The organism is Flavihumibacter sp., assembly GCF_036676075.1.
In the GTDB taxonomy this organism is placed as follows: Bacteria; Bacteroidota; Bacteroidia; order Chitinophagales; family Chitinophagaceae; genus Flavihumibacter.
This window is the reverse complement of record NZ_JAKFDQ010000007.1, coordinates 1038560-1056235: the sequence shown is the minus strand read 5'-3', so window position 1 is coordinate 1056235 and position 17676 is coordinate 1038560. Positions and strand designations below refer to the sequence as shown.

Annotated in this window: 7 protein-coding genes; all 7 read left to right on the top strand. The window is 45.1% G+C overall.

Annotated elements, in window-relative coordinates; genetic code table 11:
* Positions 1–33: 33 nt before the first annotated feature.
* The 7 genes from V6M43_RS07340 to V6M43_RS07310 all read left to right on the top strand — a co-directional run bounded on the left by V6M43_RS07340 (position 34) and on the right by V6M43_RS07310 (position 17632).
* A complete protein-coding gene (locus tag V6M43_RS07340) occupies positions 34–1107 on the top strand; it encodes a FecR family protein (protein WP_332733797.1) in 1074 nt (357 codons plus the stop codon).
* A gap of 21 nt (positions 1108–1128) precedes the next feature.
* A complete protein-coding gene (locus V6M43_RS07335; RefSeq protein WP_332733795.1) occupies positions 1129–4509 on the top strand; it encodes a SusC/RagA family TonB-linked outer membrane protein in 3381 nt (1126 codons plus the stop codon).
* A gap of 29 nt (positions 4510–4538) precedes the next feature.
* On the top strand, positions 4539–6092 hold the full coding sequence (locus tag V6M43_RS07330) for a RagB/SusD family nutrient uptake outer membrane protein (protein ID WP_332733793.1): 1554 nt from the start codon (positions 4539–4541) through the stop codon (positions 6090–6092).
* Between the two features lie 9 nt (positions 6093–6101).
* Positions 6102–11093 carry a glycoside hydrolase family 2 TIM barrel-domain containing protein gene (locus tag V6M43_RS07325; RefSeq protein WP_332733791.1) on the top strand — a complete coding sequence of 1664 codons (4992 nt, stop codon included), beginning with the start codon at positions 6102–6104 and terminating at the stop codon, positions 11091–11093.
* Between the two features lie 2 nt (positions 11094–11095).
* On the top strand, positions 11096–13402 hold the full coding sequence (locus V6M43_RS07320) for an aminotransferase class III-fold pyridoxal phosphate-dependent enzyme (RefSeq protein ID WP_332733789.1): 2307 nt from the start codon (positions 11096–11098) through the stop codon (positions 13400–13402).
* Positions 13403–13429: 27 nt separating this feature from the next.
* The gene (locus V6M43_RS07315; RefSeq protein WP_332733787.1) at positions 13430–14329 is read left to right on the top strand and encodes a DUF1338 domain-containing protein; all 900 of its coding nucleotides are present in this window, start codon (positions 13430–13432) and stop codon (positions 14327–14329) included.
* 588 nt (positions 14330–14917) lie between these two features.
* Positions 14918–17632, top strand: a complete 2715-nt coding sequence (locus V6M43_RS07310; RefSeq protein WP_332733785.1) for a phosphocholine-specific phospholipase C — start codon at positions 14918–14920, stop codon at positions 17630–17632.
* Positions 17633–17676 lie beyond the last annotated feature (44 nt).

The window sequence follows — 17676 nt, the reverse complement described above, 5'->3', positions numbered from 1 at the left end:
CTACATCCCCCTCTCTTTATCATAATTGCTGCCATGAACAATTACCGAAACTATAGTATAGAAGACCTGCTGCTCGACGATTCCTTCGTTCACTATTGCCTGGAAACAGAACAGGCCGCAACGGAACAATGGTCTGCATGGCTCCTCCAAAATCCCGACCAGGAATCTAAACTGAAAGCCGCCCGAAAACTGCTTTTCTCCCTGGGCATCCGCATCAGCGCTGAAGAAAAAACAGTTGAATTCAATAAGCTGAAAACAGCGGTTGAGGCCCTCCGGAGCTCCGAAGCATCAACTCTTGTAAACTATCAAGACCCATCAAAGTCGCCGGCAAAGAATCCCGCGAAAACCTTTTCGCTTTTCCGCATCGCCGCCTCTGTTGCAGCAGCCTGTCTGCTTGTATTGCTGGGTTACTGGTTGAATAGCACCATAACGCCCGCTGATCAGACAAACCAGCGCCTTGCCTATGAAATAGTACGTACCGGAAATGGAGAGCGTAAATCTGTTGAACTCGTTGATGGTTCAACGGTTCTGCTTAATTCTAATAGTACCATAAAGATTCCCATCGATTATAACAGGAACAAGCGTGATCTGCAACTGGAAGGGGAGGCCCTTTTTGAAGTCGCAAAGAACGCTGGCAAACCATTCCTGGTTAAAGCAGCACAAACAGAGGTTGAAGCTCTCGGAACTATATTTAAAGTAAGATCCTACAGCTTTGAAAACTTTGTTCAAACCTCGCTGCTGGAAGGTAAAGTGAGTGTGATTCAATCAAACCGGCCGTCTTCACTCCATTATCTCGGTCCGGGTATGCAATCCACCTATTTTGCAAATGCTGATACATCTGATCTGACTTCATTTAATATCGCAACGGAAGAAAAGTGGCGCAATGGCGAACTTGTTTTTCAAAATGCCAGCTTCAGCCAGATCCAACAGACCCTTCAGTATTGGTTTGGAATGGAAGTTGAACTGCACGGAAAACCAGCAAAGCCTATCCTTTTCAACGGAAAATTCAGTAACAAAAGTCTGGAAGATGTAATGAAAGCCATAGCCTATGTAAATAACCTTTCCTACACTATAAATGATAAACAGATAACGATTATTTCAAAGTAATTACCAATTAACATTGCTGCTATGAATCAAATGCTCCTTTCCCTGAGGTTGCGTAACCGCCTCTTATTGCCCCTGCTCATCCTGCTCTGCTTCCCATTTTCCATGCTGGAAGCCCAGCCGGGAAACACATCAAAAATCCGGATAGATATCGGCTTTACGAATGCAGATATTAAATCTGTCTTTAACCAGATAAGTTCTAAAACCCGCTATACATTTTCATATAATGAGAACGATCTGGCCTCCTCGGGCAAAATCACTGTTCCAAAAAAGAATCGCACCCTTGATGAACTCTTGCAATTGGTAAGTCAGCAATCCGGCCTTGATTTCAGGGTTGATAAAGACCTGATCCTGGTTAAGTCAAGATCCACCAGGGAATCTAATAATAATAATGCTGGAATAGATGTATCCGGCACTATAAGATCGGCCAACGGTGAACCATTGGCTGGTGCCACCATCACCATAAGGAATACATCAATGGGTACTGCCTCCAACGAAGCAGGAAATTTTCAGCTGAAAAATATTCCTTCTAACAGCATCCTGAATATTAGTCTTGTGGGTCATGATCCACTGACTGAAGCCCTGAATGGTCGTAGTCAACTCAACATCATTCTTAACACTACCAGCCAGCAGATGGAGCAGGTGGTAGTAGTTGGATATGGTACGCAGCGCAAAAGAGATGTGATTGGTGCGGTTTCTTCTGTTAACACTAAGAACATGGAAAAACTTGCAGGTGGTAATGTTGCCACGATGTTACAGGGCCAGGTGGCTGGTATCAATGCCGCCCCTGGTTCCGGTGATCCCGGTGCTCCACCCGTAGTGCTGGTGCGCGGCCTCTCTACAATCGGCAATAACGATCCCCTCTATGTGATCGATGGTATTCCCGGTGATATCAATGCTATCAATCCGAATGATATCCAATCGATTGATGTATTGAAAGACGCTTCGGCAGCTACTATCTATGGGTCAAGGGCATCTAACGGCGTTATCATGGTCACTACAAAAAGAGGAAGAACCGGCAAAGTTCTTATCGGTGTCAATACCTATTACGGCATCAACCAGCTTGCAAAGAAACTTCCTCTGGCAAACCGCCAGCAGTATAATACAATCATGAAGCAGGTGGCCATCAACGATGGTACAGAACCGCTGGATTATATTCTTTCTGACACTTACACAGATAGTGAGGGGCAAACCCAAACATACCCCGATACCGACTGGCAGGATGCTTTCTTCCGGACAGCCCCTGAGAATAAGATCGATGTTTCCGTTTCTGGTGGTACTAAGGATATGCGCATGAATGTTTCCTTCGGTCGCTATGCCCAGGAAGGTATCGCCATCAAATCTAATTTTGAACGGTATAATATCCAGGTGAACTCCGACCTCACCAAGGGGAAATTTAAATTCGGCGAATCTTTTACCTATTCCAAAACCCGTCGCCGCTTACTTCAGGGTTCTAATGAAAGCAGGGCCAACGGACAAAATGCAGGCTATCCCCTGGTATATGAAATGATCAACCGCGTACCTCATCACAAACTTTATGATCTGAACAATGATGGCGGATTCGGTAGTCGTATTGGATTCCAGATGACCGATGCCATTAACCCTGTAGGTTACCAGACCCTGGTTAATAGTCGGGATGAACCTTCCTATTTTATAGGTAACATTTTTGGTGAATACCAGATCCTGGAATCACTCAGCTTCCGCCTCCAGTATGGTTTCAATTCAAGTGACGGGTATAGCTATACGCATATTCCAACCTATTATATGGGCGATAAGGCGCAGAACCCGAATGCGCAATTATATGAAACCCGTGACCGCAGGTTCAGGGATGTGCTGAATGCAGTGCTTACCTATAACAAAATATTCCGCGATCTCCATAGCCTTAATATAGTGGGAGGCTTCTCCCAGGAAGGTGAGGTTTACAGAAGCTTATCCGGCAGTAATAATAATCTCCCTTCAAATGACCTCGGCTCACTCAACGGCGGCATAGGCGATAAGTCGGCCGGTGGTGTTCTGCTGGAAAGCACGCTACGCTCCTTGTTTGCAAGGATGAACTATTCTTATGATGGAAAATACCTGTTGGGTGCCAGTATCCGCCGCGACGGTTCCTCCCGTTTCTCCGATGCCAATAAGTACGGTACATTTTATTCTGTTTCCGGTGGATGGCGCGTAAGTGAAGAAGCATTCTTCCGTGACCGCTTCTCTTCTGTCAGCGATCTTAAACTCCGCGCCAGCTATGGCGTTCTGGGTAACCAGAGCATCCCCGATTATCTCTACCTTCCTAATACTGTTAGCTCAGGAAATCCAACCGTCAACTATCCTTTCGGTTCCGGACTCCGCCAGAATATTGCCGTGGGTGCCATCATCACTAATGCTTCTTCCCCCGATATAAGATGGGAGCAGTCGGCTACTTTTAATGCCGGTATCGACCTCTCTCTCCTGAACGAAAAGTTCCTGTTGATCGTTGATTATTTCCGCACCCGCACTTCCGACATGCTGGTTACCATTCCTCTTCCTCCAAGCGCCGGATTACTTTCCAATCCAATCCGTAATGGGGGCGAAATGCAGAACCATGGTATTGACCTCGCGCTTACCTATCGTAAAAATAAAGGCGAACTTAAATTTGATATCACTGCGAATGTTTCGGCCAGCCGCAATAAGATCCTCCAACTGGGTTATGCAGATGAAGCATTTACCGATGGGTACATGGACTATAATAATTTCCCCACTACCCGAACAGAAGTGGGTGGACAAATTGGCCGTTTCTATCTCTACCAGACAGACGGCATCATTAAAAATCAGAAAGAGCTTGATGAAGTCAGCCTACTGCAACCCAATGCACAATTAGGCGATATACGCTTCGTGGATATCAACAATGACGGGGAGCTGAATGATGATGATCGCAGATTCATTGGCAGCGGTCTGCCTAAAATGGAATACGGCGTAACTTCTAATTTCAACTATAAAAAATTTGATCTCAATATATTCTTCCAGGGCACCCAGGGCAACTATATGTATAATGGTGCTAAACGATTGATGTACCAGAATACCATCTTCAATAAATCAACCGATCTGCTTGATGCATGGACGCCATCCAATGCCAACAGTAACACTCCAAGGGCTACTGTGATAGATGCAAATGGCAATATGGGAAGGCCCTCGGACCTCTTTCTGGAGAAAGCCTCATACCTGCGATTGAAAAGTATGCAGCTTGGTTATAAATTCAATGTAAAAGGAATGAACCTGCTGCGTGTTTATGTAGGCGCGACGAATATTTTCACCATAACAGATTATTCCGGATATGATCCGGGTGTGGTGAATTATTCTTCCTTCTCAAGAGGAGTTGACCGCGGACTCTATCCGCTATCAAGGAATTATTTCGCCGGATTGAATCTTGAGTTTTAATATTTCTGCTAACGATTAATAACATTGTCATGACCAAACAATTCATATACGGATCATTACTTGCCTGCCTGCTAACATTATCTGCGTGCTCCAAATCTTTTCTCGACAAGGAAAATAAAAATGAACTTTCCGGTACCTCCTTCTGGAAAACCCGCGAACAGGCCTTGCAGGCAATAACTGCCACTTATGGAGCATTACAGGCTGCCGACGGATCAAAATGGACATGGTTTGAAGAAACCTATGTTGCAGCCGCATACAAAACGGATGAAATAATTAATAATAAGGCGGAAGGCTATGGTAAAAGCCTGCAATCATTCACACACACTACTGATGAAAGCAGCTTCACTAATCTCTGGCATATGTGCTTCGCCGGTATAAACCGTGCCAATCAGTGCATTGAGAATATTCCCAAAGTTTCTTCCAATGCACAAAATGGATTAACCGATGAGGAAAAGGCCAGCCTGGTTGCTGAAGCAAAGTTCCTGCGCGCTCATTTTTACCTCCTGCTTCAAAGTTATTTCACCAATATTCCTCTTGTTGTATCGTTACCTGCTTCCAATGCAGATTTCTATCCTGCACCATCAACCGAGGTAGCTATATGGCAGCAGATAGAAGAAGATCTTTCTGATGCAATCGACCATCTTCCTGAAACAAGACCTTCCCTGGAACTCGGCAGGGTTACTAAATACTCCGCCATGGCATATCTTGGTAAGGCATACCTGTTCCAGGAAAAGTTTGAGGAAGCAACCGTTGCTTTTGATGGTGTTATAAATAGTGGAAACTACTGGCTGCTTGATAAATTTGAAGATAACTTCAATGGCCTTTCTGAAAACGGTCCCGAGTCAATTTTTGAGATCCAGTTTTCGGGCGACCGTACCAATGGTAATGACGAGAGAACACCAATGCCATGGGAGGTAAGTCCCTATGCACTTAATGGATGGGAACTCTTTTATCCATCATCCTGGATGACCAACGAATTGAAAACGGATAAGAGGATTGATGGTGGTTATAGCGATCGTGTATATGGAACCATATTTTTTGATGACGCGCAATCAGTTGCGGCAGTGGTTGACCAGCCAGGGATTATCAAAAAATATTCGGAGGTTAAAAACGATTTGAATCATTCCGTTTATTACAAGAAATATACAGCACCTACTGATCTGGCCGACAATGGATTTTATACCGGCAGTAATATTAACCTGATGCGTTACGCTGATGTTTTATTGATGCAGGCGGAGGCGTTGAATGAATTAGGTAAAACCGGCGATGCTTTATTATTGGTGAACGAGGTTAGGCAGCGATCCAAGGCGGCACCACTTGCAGCCCTCTCAAAGGACGCACTGCGCCAGCAGATCCGGCACCATGAACGCCCATGTGAACTGGCAATGGAATATGCTATTCGCTGGGCCGACCTTTATCGTTGGAGCAAAAGCAAGACGGCACCTGAAAAAATCAAGTCAGTTATGGTGAACCACCAGCATGAATTTGCCAACAACTTCATAGATGGCAAACATGATATTTACCCAGTTCCGCTTGCTGAGATCAATAAGAATCCTAATAGCAAACAAGCTCTTAATTGGTAATACCAAAGAATGAAAATATCCATCCATGCCAGGGCTGTTTTTACGGCCCTGGCTTTATCAATAGCCAATGCTATTCCGGCGCAGATCAATGATTGGGAAAATCCTTTACTGGTTTCACAGAACACGCTGGAGCCGCATGCATGGTTTTTTCCATATAAGAATCTTGAGGAATTAAAAGATGGAAGATCTTCCTCCGTAATTAACCTGGATGGTGTCTGGAAATTTAATTGGGTCAGGACCGTGCAAGAGCGTCCCCTGGATTTCTTTAAGAACTCTTTTGATTATACGCAATGGAAAAATATCCGTGTTCCGGCCAACTGGCAAACCGAAGGATTTGATTCCTATATTTTCACTGATGTTGAATATCCTATACCGCCAAATCCGCCATTTGTTCCCAAAGATTTCAATCCTGTTGGCTCTTATATCCGTGAGTTTGATCTGCCTGAAGGCTTTGCAGGCCAGCCCGTTACACTACGTTTCGGTGCTGTCAATTCATTCTTCTATTGCTGGATCAACGGAAAGTATATGGGTTTCAGTAAAGACAGTAAAACCCCTGCCGAATTTGATGTTTCAGCCCATCTCCGGAAAGGGAAGAACAGGTTGGCGGTACAGGTTTTCCGCTTCAGTGATGGTACTTACCTTGAAGGCCAGGACATGTGGAAGCTGAGTGGGATAGAACGCTCTGTAACACTCATAAGAAGGCCATCCCACCATATACGCGATTTCTTTGTACGCGCTTCCTTAGATAGTGCATACAAGGATGGACTGCTCAAACTTGATATTGAGATGGCGGGTAAAACAACCCGGCAGTCACCAATAATTGAGGTGCGCCTAATGGATGCTGTAGATACAAGTCGGGTGGTCTTTACAACTACTGTATCTGTAAAGCCAAACGACTCAGTGAATCTGGTTAAAAAAATTCCTTTTGTAAAGCAATGGAATGCTGAGACACCTAACCTCTATACACTACTTCTTATTCATAAAAACAGGAAGGGACAGGTTCAGGAAGTTATCCGGCAAAAGATTGGATTTCGCAGTGTTGAAATAAGAAATGGTCTTTTCCTTGTAAATGGAAAGGCGGTTAAGTTGAAAGGAGTGAACCGCCATGAACATGATATGATCACGGGAAAAGTCATTACGCGTGAAAGTATGATCAATGATATCCGGCTCATGAAATCTTACCATATCAATGCTGTTCGAAATAGTCATTATCCCAACGCAGAAGAATGGTATGAGTTATGCGATCAGTATGGCCTCTACGTGGTTGACGAAGCCAATATTGAATGTGATGGCATGGCTTTCCATCCTTTGCAAACCCTCTCTGATCATCCCGATTGGAAAGCTGCCTACCTGGACAGAATGAAAAGAATGGTGGAACGTGATAAAAACTTCTGCAGCATCATTACATGGTCTATGGGTAATGAAAGCAGATTCGGGAAAAACCTGGAAGCAACCTATAAATGGACAAGTCAACGTGATTCTACACGGCCGGTTCAATATGAAGAAGCAAGGGACAATCCATATACTGATATTTTCTGCCCGATGTACAAGTCAACAAGTTTCCTGCTTGATTATGTAAAAGAGTGGAAAACAAGGCCGCTGATCTTATCTGAATATGCGCACATGATGGGTAATGGCGGTGGTAATCTGAAAGATTACTGGGATCTCATTTATCGTTATCCTCAGTTGCAGGGCGGTTTTATATGGGATTTCTCAGATCAAACATTTCTGCAAAAAAATGAGTCAGGGCAATCATACTGGGCTTATGGAAGCGATATGGGGCAGGTGGGTGCAACCAGTGATACAAGTTATTGTGCGGATGGACTTTTCCAGGCTAACCGTCAGCCACATCCGCAGGCCTTTGAATTAAAGAAAGTGTATCAACCAGTACATTTTGAGACGGTCCCTTTGGGGAATGCCATTAAATTATATAACAGACATGACTTCACAACCCTGAGTGGAGTTATTCTTAACTGGTCAGTAAAATCAGCGGGTCAATTGATAAAGTCCGGAACAATAAAAGATCTATCCGTTCTGCCGGGGGCGCATGCAATGATCAGGCTTCCTTTGCCTGAACCGGATCTGTTGCAGGAGAAGGATTCATATCTGCACCTGGAACTTTTATCTACTATACCCACCGCATTATTGCCTGCAAATTTTGAGCTGGCAACAGGTCAATTTCCTATAACGGGAACGAAAACGCCATTGCTCACGCATAGCCTCTCAGGGCAACCGATTAAATTGTTGGACACATCCGGCCAATACACATTAGGTAACGATGATTTTACTATAAGCTTCAACAAATCAAGCGGGTGGATGGTGCATTATGGGAAAGGGGAAGACAACCTTTTAAAGGGAAGTTTAACGCCCGATTTCTGGCGAGCAGTCACAGATAATGATATCGGCAACAGTTTACAAATACGTGCTGCTGCCTGGCAGAATATAGCTGACAATGCAGTGTTAGAGGATATTCAGTTACAAAAGGGTGGAAGCGCAGATTGGCTGGTTATTACAAAGCATGTTTTACCATCGGTGAAGGCCACCTATTCCACCACTTACAGAATAAATCAGGCAGGGCAGGTTAAGGTAGAATCAAAGCTTTCAACCAGTGGCAATAACCTTCCGGAACTTCCTCGTTTCGGATGGAAACTTAAAGTGGATAGATCATTGCAACACGCTGAATGGTTTGGGAGAGGTCCTTTCGATAATTATGTTGACAGAAACTATGCTGCGCATATTGATTTATATAAGCTGCATGCAGATAGCTTTTTTCACCCATACCCAAGAGCACAGGAGTCGGGTTACCGCACCGACAGCCGCTTCTTGCAGCTTTCAGAGGCGTCAGGTAAAGGAATCCGGTTCTTTACGGATAGCCTTTTCTCTTTCGGGATTCTTCCCTTTGACAGACAAAAAATTGAATTTGATCGCAAAAAGAATATCCACGGGTCAACCATTATACCCGATGATTTTTATTGGGTCAATATTGATCTTATGCAGATGGGTGTGGGGGGAGATAATAGCTGGGGGGCTAAAACACATTCGGAGTATACGCTTCCGTACCGCGATTATACTTTCCATTTTAATATGGAGCTTATTGATAATAACAGGGCAAATCTTATATCACTTCAAGATCATGTTCAGGATACAAGTAATGTAGCATCCAATTTCTTCAGCGACCTTGGTGCCTGGCATGCTTATGCGCTTCCTCTAAAGGGCGCCGATCATGGTGGATTTATCGGGCCTTTATTGATGGATATGAAGGGAACCTGGCTGGCTAACAATTTTTCATCATTTAGGGTGGTTGAAAAAGGCAGACTTCTCCAACCTGATACTTCACGCACGCGACTGTACTATTACCCGGGCAGGATGGAACAACATCTTTATTATGATGGCCTTGAATCTGTTATCCGCCTGGTTTATACGGATAACAGGCAGGCATTGATTTACGCTACGCTTACCAATACCGGAAAACAGAACAGGCATTTTGACATTGGCTGGTCGGGCTCTTCACTACTTGCTAATAATTTCATTTCTGCGCAAAAAGGAGAACTGAATACAAGGTTTACAGATTCAAAGGCTTTGTTGAAAATTGTTTTCAGCGATGGATTTGAAATCATGAATACAAAAGGCAGCAAGTCATATTCTGTTTTGCGGAAGAATGTTCAAATTCCAGCGGGCCGGTCAGCGGACTCCTGGCAAACACAGGCATTTTATCCTGATAGCAACCAGCAAACAACGAAGCACAGAAAGATCGATCCCATTGAAATATTCGAGGAGAATGCAGCTCGATGGGATAGATATCTCCAAACTTATTTCAGTAAAGCAAATGCAGGCACCTTATCTGAATCCGAGAAAAAACTCGCTGTAAAATCTATCATGACTCTTATCACCAACTGGCGTTCAGCTTCTCGTGATCTGCTTCATGACGGATTATTCCCTTCTGCTTCCTACCAGGGCTTTTATGGGTTCTGGAGTTGGGATTCGTGGAAACATGCTGCCGCGCTAAGTCTGATCGATACCTCACTGGCACGCAAGAACCTTTTATGTATGTTCAGCTACCAGGATTCTGTTGGCATGATACCCGATTGTATTTATGCCGATAAGAAAGAAAACAACCTTCGTAATACAAAGGCACCACTGGCTGCATGGGCCGTTATGGAAATTTTTCGGCAAAGCCGCGATACTTCCCTGTTGAAGGAGTTTTATCCACTGGTTACAAAATATCATAATTGGTGGTATAAATACCGGGATCATGATCAGAATGGATGGTGTGAATTTGGTTCTACCGATGGCACACGCCTCGCTGCTGCCTGGGAAAGTGGAATGGATAATGCCGTGCGTTTTGATAGTGCCGTCATGGTAAAGAATACTTCCGGGGCCTGGTCACTTAATCAGGAGTCTGTAGACCTGAACGCCTTTCTTTATCTTGAAAAGCAATGCCTGGAACAGATGGCATCCATTCTCGGATACAAGGAGGATGCAATTGCTTTCAGAAAGGAGTTGGGTATGATGAAGAAGCGGTTTGATGACTTCTATAATCCGGAAAAGGGTTATTATTTCGATCGTAAATTGTTTAGCGGGAACCTGGTGAATATACCCGGCCCGGAAGGATGGGCACCGCTATGGGTGAAACTGGCATCACCGGAACAGTCCCGGGCTTTGAAGGAATTGTTGCTTGATTCGCTTATGTTTAACACAGCAATGCCTTTCCCTACATTGAATCGCTCGCATCCCCAGTTTGACCCAATGGAAGGATACTGGCGGGGACCAGTTTGGCTCGACCAGGCTTATTTTGCCATTGCAGGCCTACGACAATATGGTTATACAGTAGAGGCAGCACAGTTGGAAAAGAAGTTACTCGAAAATGCCTCCGGACTTTTGCAAAGAGAACCCATCTATGAAAATTATCATCCGATCACAGGGGCAGGATTAAATGCGCAGAATTTTAGTTGGTCGGCAGCAATGTTGTTGCTATTATTAATTAATCGAAATTCAAATTGATCATGTATTTATCAGTTCCGCAACTCAGCTCTATCCTGCAACAACATTTTGGTCTAACTGGTAACATTGAATCGCTTCAGGGTTATGATGAACAAAATGTTTTATTAACTACTACAAATAACCAACTCTATATCTGCAAGGTGGCATCTAATGAGCACGATCTTTTTTTCCTCGAGGCCCAGGTTGCCATCCTTCGTTTTCTGCAGGAATCTCCGGTTAGTAAGGGGATCCAGTTTGTATTGCCAACAGTTAACAATGAATATGTACTAACAGTTTTGATTGATGATGTACACTACCATATAAGGGTTCTTAATTTTTTAGAGGGAGATTTCCTGGTGGACCTTCAAAATCATTCAACCTCTCTGTTAGCCTCCATAGGAGATTTCCTTGGCCGTATGGATAAATCACTGAAAGATTTTAAACATCCTGCCATGCATCGGCATTATGAGTGGGATATCAGTAATGCCCTGGATGCTTCGCCTTACCTGGTGCATATCAGTAACCCGGAACAAAAAAGGCTTGCAGCTTATTTTTTATTACAGTTTGAAACGCTTGTATTACCGGCACTCTCTGGTTTGAGGAAAGCGTATATACATAATGATGCCAATGACTATAACCTGCTGGTAACCGATGATGCCATATCCGGACTCATTGACTTTGGCGATATGGTGTATGCGCCTTTGATCAACAACCTGGCAGTTGCATGTACCTACACAATGCTTCATAAGGAGGACCCCCTTACTGCAGCAAAGGAAGTAGTGAAAGCTTATAACCACCAATACCCTTTGCTCGAAAAAGAGGCTGATCTTCTCTATTACCTGGTGGCGGGCAGACTTTGCATCAGTGTTGCGAGAGCGGCTTATAATCGTAGCCTGGATAGTTCTAATGAACACCATTTTGTTACGGAAAATGCCGCCTGGAAACTGCTTTACCAGTTAATACAGATCAATCCCCTCCGCGCGCAACAGGCATTCAGGGAGGCTTGCGGAATGCCTTCCTGTATTCAGGGAGGCGACGATCATGATACGTTGATGCAAAGAAGAAAACAAAGGGTTGGCCGCAACTTAAGTATCAGTTACCGCAGAAAACTTAAGATTGAAAAGGGAGCCCTTCAATATTTGTACGACGACCAGGGTAATACTTATGTGGATTGCGTCAATAATGTAAGTCATGTTGGTCATTGTCACCCGGTAGTAGTAAAAGCCATGCAACAACAGCTGGCTACATTGAATACGAACACCCGATACCTGAACGATCATCTTGTTGAATATGCGGAAATGCTGACGGCAACCCTCCCATCAAAATTGAGCGTTTGTTATTTTACTAATTCAGGGAGTGAGGCCAATGACCTGGCGATTCGCATGAGTCGCCATTTTACGGGGCAAAAAGACGTTATCGTACTGGATCATGCTTATCATGGCACTTCAACAACAGCCATTGAAATGAGTCCATATAAGTTCGATGGTAAAGGAGGTTTTGGCCGCCAGCCTTATATCCACAAGGCGATGAATCCGGATGGATACCGTGGTCCGTATAAAATAGCTGATCCGGAAGCAGGGGCTAAGTATGCGGCTGATATGGATCGTATCATTGCTTCCCTTCAGGCAGAAGGAAAGGCACCCGCTGCATTTATCTGCGAAACACTATTAGGTGTTGGCGGACAGATCCCACTTCCTGCGGGTTACCTGGCGGCAGTTTATAATAAGATCAGAAAGGCCGGCGGTATTTGCATAGCCGACGAAGTACAGGTTGGTTTTGGAAGGGTGGGAGAGGCATTCTGGGGATTTGAGCTGCAGGATGTGGTCCCGGATATTGTTGTTATGGGAAAACCTATCGGCAATGGTCATCCGCTTGCTGCCGTGGTTGTTACGGAAGAAATCGCCAATGCATTTAATAACGGTATGGAATACTTCAATACCTATGGCGGCAACCCCGTTTCAATGGTTACGGGCAAAGCAGTGTTGCAGGTAATACAGGAGGAAGGTCTACAGGCACATGCATGGAAAACTGGTAATCATCTACTGGGAAAATTAAGAGCACTCATGCCGAAGCATGCGATCATGGGCGATGTGCGCGGACATGGTTTGTTTATAGGAGTAGAATTAATTCGCGATCATCAAACATTGGAACCGGCAGTTCCCGAGATCGATGATATAGTGGAGGTAATGAAAGAAAGAGGTTTTCTATTAAGCACCGATGGACCGTTGAATAATGTGCTGAAAATAAAACCCCCCTTGGTTTTTTCCAAAGCGAATGCCGATGCAATGGTAACGATGCTGGATCAGGTAATGACCGATCTTGGCTATTAGTATCAACTAATTCAAAATGCTTATTTTATGATATCCAGATCAACTATTCTTAAGCAAATGCTTAATGGGCTCATGCGTCGCTACCAGGAGCGCGTTCCTGATGTGCAGGCAATTATTAATGCGATGGTTGCTGAGGAAATTATTCAAAAGCCGGAAGATATCGATAATGATCATATAGCTTTTCGAACTTTAGGAGTACCCAACCTTGGAATCCCATCGATAGAAAAAATATTCCTTCATCTCGGATATGAAAAAAGGGACAGCTACAACTTTCCCGAAAAAAAATTGAATGCCTATTGGTATTCACCGCCGGAAGAATTTTTGCCCAGGATTTTTATCAGCGAGCTGAGGGTTAATGAGCTTTCTGAAAATGCACAACAGATTATCAGGAAATATACAAACCAGATTGAGTCAGATCCTGTAGATAAACTGGATATGAATAACCCTGTGGCACTTGATCATTTTATGCATGGCGGATTGTGGCCTATTCCTACATTGAGTGAATATTCCCGGCTTCGGGATGAGTCGGAATATGCTGCATGGGTTATATATAATCGCTACTACCTGAATCATTTTACCATAAGTATCCATAATCTTAAAGAAGGTTATAACACTATTCCTCTCTTCAATTCTTTCCTGGAAAAGAATGGATTTAAGTTGAATGATGCGGGGGGTAAAATTAAAACCAGTGCCGATGGATTATTGCATCAAATCGCAACAGTTGCCCATATGATAGATGCAACCTTTGCAGAAGGCGATGTACATCCAATTCCTGGTTCTTATGTGGAATTCGCCGAACGAAAAATGCTCCCCCAATTTGAAGGCCAGGGGAATGAATATTCCAATAGAAGTCTCCGCCGGGAAGGATTTGAAGCTGCCAATGCGAACCGCATTTTTGAAAGTACTTATCGGTCGCAAACGGAATAAGAATCTTCATCCCCAAAAATATAGGCTATCTATTTCTTACAAACCGCAAGTAATCAGAATTCTATTCCCAAAATATAGTGTATATATTTTCTTACAAATCGCAAGTACTCAGAATTCTATTCCCAAAATATAGTTTACATATTTTCTTACAAATCGCAAGTAATCAGAATTCTAATCCCAAAATATCCAGACCACAAAATATCTCCACCACAAAATATCTCCTCGCAAAAAAAGTAATTTCCATTATCAACCTACTTGCGATTTGTAAAAAATTCCAGCACGTGAAAAACAACTTCCCCCTTCCCGCTACTTTCTATTTATAAAAAATACCCGCACCCGAAAATCACCACCCTCGGTTCCCCAACTTTCCATTTGTAAGAAATTCCCGCACCCAAAATTAGCACCCACCTCCCCGCTACTTTCTATTTGTAAAAAAATCCCCGCATCTAAAAAATCACCACCCTCTTTTACCCTACTTTCCCTTTGTAAAAAACCCCCTCCCGCCGAAAAACAAACCAATCATTTAATACCCCAACCTCCCCAGCACCAAAACTTCTGCTTTACCTTAGTTCCCAGTAAACGCAAACAATGGACAACAGAAGGGAGTTCCTGAAAAAAGCAGCACTACTATCCGGCACCGTAGGCGCAGCAGCCATATTTCCGCCAGCCATACAAAAGGCCCTGGCCATAAATCCCGATCCCGGCTCCAACTGGCATGACGCGGAGCATATCGTTTTCCTCATGCAGGAAAACCGATCCTTCGACCATTGCTATGGCGCGCTACAAGGTGTCCGCGGATTCAACGACCCCCGCGCCATCCGTCTGCCCGATAATGATCCCGTCTGGTTGCAGATGAATGCCAACGGCCATACCCATCCTCCCTTCCGCCTCGACATAAAAAACACCCGCGCCACCTGGATGGGCGACCTCCCGCATTCCTGGGATGACCAGCAGCAGGCACGCAACAAAGGCCGCTACGACCAATGGCTGGAAGCAAAAAAGATCGGCGGACGCAACGATAAGGACTTCCCCATGACCATGGGCTTCTACTCCCGCGAGGATATCCCCTTCTACTACGCCCTCGCCGACGCATTCACGGTGTGCGACCAGCATTTCTGCTCCTCCCTCACCGGTACCACCGCCAACCGCCTCTACTTCTGGACCGGCAAGATCCGCGAAGACCATAACGCCAAAGCACGCACGCTAAACAGCGATACCGACTATTCCCATGAAGCAAGCTGGACCACCTTCCCCGAGCGACTCGAAGAGCAGGGCATCTCCTGGAAGATCTACCAGAACGAAATCAGCGTAGGCGCCGGACTTAGCGACGAAGAAGATTCGTGGCTCGGCAATTTCACCGATAACCCCATCGAATGGTTCAGTCAGTACCATGTGAAATTATCGGCGGGATATATCGACTTCCTCCAACAGGCACCGGCGAAAATCGAAGCCTCTATCCGTGCGCTGCAGCGTAAGCTCGATGCTTCAACCAGCGCTAGAAAGAATAACGCAAAAAACAAAGAAGCCGACACTTCAAAGAAGACCGCAAACAATCTATCCGCCGAGGCCTTAAAAAAGGAAATCGAAGAAAGAAAAAAATCACTCGCTCGTATAAACGAAGACAAAAAACGTTTCACCCGCGAACACTATGAGCAATTATCGCAGCGCGAAAAAAACCTCCACGATAAAGCCTTCACCACCAACCGCGATGACCCCTTCTTCCACCAGCTCACTTCCCTTAAATATGAAGAAGCCGGTAAAGAAGTGGAGCTCTCCATACCCCGTGGCGATATCCTCCACCAGTTCCGCAAGGATGTGAAGAACAAGCAACTCCCAACCGTGAGCTGGCTCGTGGCGCCGCAGAAATTCTCCGATCACCCCAGCGCCCCGTGGTATGGCGCATGGTATGTTTCGGAAGTGATGGACATACTCACCGAAGACCCCGCCCTCTGGAAAAAAACCATCTTCATCCTTACCTACGATGAGAACGATGGCTATTTCGATCATATCCCGCCCTTCGTTGCGCCACTGCCGGCCACGCCTTCCACAGGCTCTGTGAGTCCCGGAATTGACGCAAGAACCGAGGTGTCGGATAACCAGCCACTGGGCCTTGGTTTCCGCGTTCCCATGGTGATCGTTTCACCCTGGACAAGAGGAGGATGGGTGAACTCCGAGGTTTTTGACCATACTTCTAACCTGCAGTTCCTCGAGAAATTCCTGCAGAAAAAATTCGGGAAATCAATCATCGAAAACAATATCAGCAGCTGGCGGCGCACCATTTGCGGCGATCTCCTCTCTGCTTTCCGCCCTTATAACGGCGAACCGCTCTCGCTTCCCGAGCCGGTGAAAAAAGAGCCCTTCCTCAAATCAATCCACGATGCACGCAACAAATCGCTGCCGCAGTATGAAAAGGATGGAAGGTTTATCTCTTTGCAGGAAAAGGGAACGCGAAACTCCTGCGCTCTACCATACCAGTTATACGCAGATGGAAGGTTATCTGGCGACGAAAAACAATCCGCGATAGGCAATCAAACGCCTGGTAATAAATCCTTCGAATTATCTTTTACAGCCAGCACAGAATGCTTCGGCGATCTTTCGCGCGGAGCGGCCTTTATCGTGTATGCACGCACCCATAAAGACTACTGCCGAAATTATGCCCTGAGCGCCGGAAGCCAGTTGACCGACCGCTGGTTGCTGGACGAATTCCCCCGCAACGAATACCGCTTTGATGTGTATGGCCCCAATGGATTCTTCCGCATGTTCAGCGGAAACGAAAACGATCCTGAACTCGCGATCGTCCTTGAATACGAAAGAGAAAGCGGAAAGCCCAAACAACTTACAGGCAATCTTCTGTTGTCGCTATTGAATTTCGGTAGTACGAAATTGATTGTTGAGATTGAGGATAATTCTTATGGAGCAGCAAAGCGGACGATAGCACTCAACGCATCGCAGGCATCTAAGTCAACGCAAATCTTAAAGCTTAACAGTCCCACGATAAATACTGAAGTCCAACCAATATCCGGAAATAACAGTTCGCAGCAACCCAATCCGCAGCAATCCAATCCACCCCAATCTAATCCCCCCCAATCCAATTCACCTCAAGCCAATCCACCCCAATCCAATTCACCCCAATCAAAATCTGTTGAACGCATCGTACTTGATTCCAGTTCCGGCTGGTACGACCTATCCATATCCGTTAGCGGATACAAAAATTTCGAGAAGCGTTATGCCGGCCGCGTTGAAACTGGCCGGCATGGATTAACTGATCCGCTGATGGGTGGGGTGGCAAAAATCCGAGATTGAGATCTCCTGCTTGAACGCTATTGCTTTCAGTCTTATAACCTGGA

Excerpts from the sequence above, each read along its gene's own strand:
- V6M43_RS07340 (WP_332733797.1), top strand. The coding sequence starts at position 34 with ATGAACAATTACCGAAACTATAGTATAGAAGACCTGCTGCTCGACGAT.
- V6M43_RS07335 (WP_332733795.1), top strand. The coding sequence starts at position 1,129 with ATGAATCAAATGCTCCTTTCCCTGAGGTTGCGTAACCGCCTCTTATTG.
- V6M43_RS07330 (WP_332733793.1), top strand. The coding sequence starts at position 4,539 with ATGACCAAACAATTCATATACGGATCATTACTTGCCTGCCTGCTAACA.
- V6M43_RS07325 (WP_332733791.1), top strand. The coding sequence starts at position 6,102 with ATGAAAATATCCATCCATGCCAGGGCTGTTTTTACGGCCCTGGCTTTA.
- V6M43_RS07320 (WP_332733789.1), top strand. The coding sequence starts at position 11,096 with ATGTATTTATCAGTTCCGCAACTCAGCTCTATCCTGCAACAACATTTT.
- V6M43_RS07315 (WP_332733787.1), top strand. The coding sequence starts at position 13,430 with ATGATATCCAGATCAACTATTCTTAAGCAAATGCTTAATGGGCTCATG.
- V6M43_RS07310 (WP_332733785.1), top strand. The coding sequence starts at position 14,918 with ATGGACAACAGAAGGGAGTTCCTGAAAAAAGCAGCACTACTATCCGGC.